The organism is Micromonospora sp. CPCC 206060 (assembly GCF_036906895.1).
Classification (GTDB): Bacteria; Actinomycetota; Actinomycetes; order Mycobacteriales; family Micromonosporaceae; genus Micromonospora.
Window position 1 is genome coordinate 1 of sequence record NZ_JBAKHU010000242.1, and the last position, 1032, is coordinate 1032.

The 1032-nt window shown below is 70.4% G+C and carries 1 protein-coding gene; it reads right to left on the reverse strand.

Annotated elements, in window-relative coordinates; translation table 11 throughout:
- The coding region (locus V6U90_RS33515; protein WP_334445211.1) for an IS110 family transposase at window positions 1-993 on the reverse strand (993 nt) is incomplete at its 3' end.
- Window positions 994-1032: the final 39 nt, after the last annotated feature.

The window sequence follows — 1032 nt, forward strand, 5'->3', positions numbered from 1 at the left end:
CCATCCGCGCCCTGGAGGACCAGGCCGCATAACCGAGTCCTCCACGATTCCAGGGGATTGACATGGGTCCCATCGCAGCCGGACGAGTACGACGCGGTAGAGCGCGGCGTTGGCCTGTCTGTCGCCGCCGCGGTTGAGCCGGTGCCGGGTGGTCTTGCCGGAGCTCGCCGGGATCGGAGCGGCCCCGCAGAGCATGGCGAACGCGGCTTCGGAGGCGAGCCGGTCGTGGTTCTCGCCGGCGCTGACCAACAGCTGCCCGGCGACGTCGGGTCCGACGCCGTTCGCGGCCAGCAGGGCCGGGTTGATGGCGGCGACCAGTGGTTCGAGTAGTTCGCCGAGGTTGGCGATCTCGGTGGATAGGTTCTGGTGGCGGCGGGCCAGCGAGCGAAGCGCGACGGCGACGGCGACGGCTGGGATGGCCGCGTCGGCTTGGTCGGGTTGCAGATTCGCGCAGGTGGCGATCAGTTTCGTGATGTTCAGGCCGCGCAACTGGGCGCGTAGTTCGTCGGGGGCGGTGACGATCAGGGCCTTCATCTGCCGTTGGGTCTCGGCGCGCTGGTCGACGGCGCTGCGTCGGGCCACCCGCAGGTTGCGCAGGGCCTCGACCCGGCCGTCGCGCTGCTTGGGGGTGCCGGTGCGTTCGCCTGCCAGCGCGGCCCGGGCGGCCTGGATCGCGTCGATCGGATCGGACTTGCCCTGGAACCGGCGGGTCTTGCGGTCTGGCCGATCGACCTCGATCACCTGCATCTGCTCGTCACGCAGCAGGCGGACCAGTCCTGCGCCGTAGGCGCCGGTGCCCTCGACTCCGACCCGGCTTAGCCGGCCGTGTCCGTGCATCCAGGCCAGCAGGGCGGCGTAGCCGGACGCCGTCGCGGGGAACTGCTCGGTGCCCAGCACCCGCCCGACCAGGTCGATCACCGCCGCGGTGTGGGTGTCCTGGTGAGTGTCGACCCCACCGACGACCTCGATCTGAGGGTCCGATGTTCCTGTCACGGAAGGCACTTGCTGGGTGAAGGCTACCGCAACACGTCC